The organism is Emticicia sp. (genome assembly GCF_049241225.1).
Classification (GTDB): domain Bacteria; phylum Bacteroidota; class Bacteroidia; order Cytophagales; family Spirosomataceae; genus Emticicia.
In genome coordinates this window covers 1-1,170 of record NZ_JBMLRC010000085.1, presented here as the reverse complement: position 1 = coordinate 1,170, position 1,170 = coordinate 1, and the positions used below count along the sequence as shown (strand labels likewise).

Sequence of the window (1,170 nt, the reverse complement as noted above, 5' to 3'; positions counted from 1 at the left end):
ATGAATTTATTCTCACACAAAATCACCTTCTACATGTGTATCTTTCCAACTTCTTGAATTAGCCGAATCAATGACTGCCGCACAAACTTTTTGAGTTTGAAGTGCTTCTTTGAAAGTTGGAGAACAATCTTCGCCAGTTTCCAAGCTTTTCAAGAAATCGGCTACTTGATGAATGAAACTATGCTCATAGCCAATACCACAACCTGGAATCCACCATTTATTCATGTAGGGCTGGTCGCCATCGGTTACGTGAATCGAACGCCATCCACGAACAATTGAATCATCACGGTGGTCGAAATATTCGAGGCGATTGAGGTCATGCAAATCCCAACGGATAGAAGCATCAGCACCGTTAATTTCAAAAGTGTAAAGAGCTTTGTGTCCACGGGCGTAGCGAGTAGATTCAAAAAGTCCGAGGGAGCCATTCGCAAAATGACAGTGAAAAATACAAGCATCATCAATTCCAACAGGTTCAACTTTTCCAGTTAGCTGGTGCATACGTTCTTTTACAAAAGTTTCGGTAACAGCCGAAACATCGGTAATTGCCCCATTGAGCCACATGGCGGTATCAATACAGTGAGCCAAAAGGTCACCAGTTACACCCGAACCCGCAGCACCTACATCCATTCTCCACAAGCCTTCACCACCTTGCGGGAGGTCAGCATTGATAGTCCAGTCCTGTAAGAAATTAGCTCTGTAATGATAAATCTTACCCAATTTTCCAGAGTCAATGATTTGTTTTGCTAAAGTAACAGCTGGCATTCTACGGTAGTTGTACCACACAGTAGTTTTCAATGGTTTACCATCTGTTCCCGCTTTATCGATGGCATCAACCATTATTTGCCCTTCTTCTAAAGTACGAGCCAAAGGTTTTTCGCATAAAATCATTTTGCCTGCTGCTGCCGCTGCCAAAGCTATTTCAGCGTGCGAATCGTTAGGTGTACAAATATCAATTGCATCAATATCCTCACGAGCAACGAGTGCTCTCCAGTCGGTTTCGATAGATTCAAAACCCCATTGGTCGGCAAATGCTTGTACTTTTGCTGCATTTCTTGAGCAAACAGCCTTCAATACAGGTGTATATTCCAATTCAGGAAAAAAATTTGTAATGCGATTATATCCATTAGAATGAGCTCTTCCCATAAGGCCCGTTCCTATTAATCCGATTCT

The 1,170-nt window shown here is 42.4% G+C and carries 1 protein-coding gene; it reads right to left on the bottom strand.

What is annotated here, in order from left to right; all coding sequences use genetic code 11:
- Positions 1-12 precede the first annotated feature (12 nt).
- The coding region (locus ACOVO2_RS05250; RefSeq protein ID WP_421768955.1) for a Gfo/Idh/MocA family protein at positions 13-1,170 on the bottom strand (1,158 nt) is incomplete at its 5' end.